The organism is Thalassotalea sp. G20_0 (genome assembly GCF_017744175.1).
Taxonomy (GTDB): Bacteria; Pseudomonadota; Gammaproteobacteria; order Pseudomonadales; family Endozoicomonadaceae; genus Endozoicomonas.
Window position 1 is genome coordinate 1 of record NZ_JAGHQV010000333.1, and the last position, 764, is coordinate 764.

At 53.4% G+C, this 764-nt stretch carries 1 protein-coding gene; it reads right to left on the reverse strand.

Annotated elements, in window-relative coordinates:
• Nucleotides 1-764 (reverse strand): M26 family metallopeptidase (locus tag J7438_RS26360; protein WP_209278991.1); only part of this gene is annotated, 764 nt, incomplete at both ends.

Genomic DNA, 764 nt, shown 5'->3' on the forward strand with positions numbered 1-764 from the left:
CCCCCCCGATGCCGGCGTATGCAGATCTACCCTTGGTTTTGACATTGCAGTTCACCGCCGTGGTGCTGGCAACCGTTCCGTCAACCCGCCCCCCCCCGATGCCGGCGTATGCATTCTCACCCGAGGTGACAATTTGAACATTTTCCGCCCGGATATTACTGACTTTGCCATTAACATCAACAACACAGGCTGCTAGCCCGGTCGTCTTCTGGGAAGTTATATTGGCACCGGTAAAGTGAAGGTTCCTGATGCTGCCTTGCAGAGTGTCAACAAAACAGTCAGACAGGCCGCTGATGGTATGGCACTGCCCATCGTACTCCCCGGTGAATGTACCAATGGGTTTATGGTCTTTATTGACAACAATATTCGCTATCTGTTGATAGGTACCGCTTAGTGGATAGGCGGGATCTCGACCAATCTTGCCCAGGTTTTTTGCATCCTCTATGGGTACCGGGCAAGACGATAAATCCAACGCAACCCGAAATTCAGTTCTCGGAGAGCAATTGGCTGTTAACACACGTAGGTCTGCTTTTTGGCAAAGAAGCTGATCATTGGAGATAGATCCAAAATTCTTTTTATTGCCATTGACAAAGCTGTTCACCGCCGTGGTGTCGGCAACCGTTCCTCCGGGCCAAACACTCCCCCCCCCGATGCGGGCGTCTGCATGGTCACCCTCGGTTGTGACATGGCTGTTCACCGCCGTGGTGTTGGCAACCGTTCCTCCATAGGGAACCCCCCCCCCCCGATGCCGGCTTTTGCACTCC